Origin of the sequence: Novosphingobium sp. B-7, assembly GCF_000410615.1 — a bacterium.
GTDB lineage: Bacteria > Pseudomonadota > Alphaproteobacteria > Sphingomonadales > Sphingomonadaceae > Novosphingobium > Novosphingobium capsulatum.
This window is the reverse complement of the sequence record NZ_KE148408.1, coordinates 1-205: the sequence shown is the minus strand read 5'-3', so window position 1 is coordinate 205 and position 205 is coordinate 1. Positions and strand designations below refer to the sequence as shown.

The 205-nt window shown below is 73.7% G+C and carries 1 protein-coding gene; it reads left to right on the top strand.

Annotation, left to right across the window (positions count from 1 at the left end; genetic code table 11):
• Nucleotides 1-205, top strand: a 205-nt coding sequence (locus tag H926_RS33540; RefSeq protein WP_043610279.1) for a hypothetical protein, incomplete at both ends; no start/stop codon positions are given.

The window sequence follows — 205 nt, the reverse complement described above, 5'->3', positions numbered from 1 at the left end:
CCGACCCCGCCAATGGCCTGACTCGCCTCAAGGCCGAGCGCGGGCCGATGATGCTGACTGTGGCCGGCACCGGCCTGGCGATGTTCGAACAGCCGCTGCGCGAGGCGGCGGCCGCGCTGCGTGCGCAACTGATCGCGGCGGCGGCGGCGCAATGGGGCGTGGCTGCCGACAGCCTGGATACGCGCGGCCATGCCGTGATCGAGCG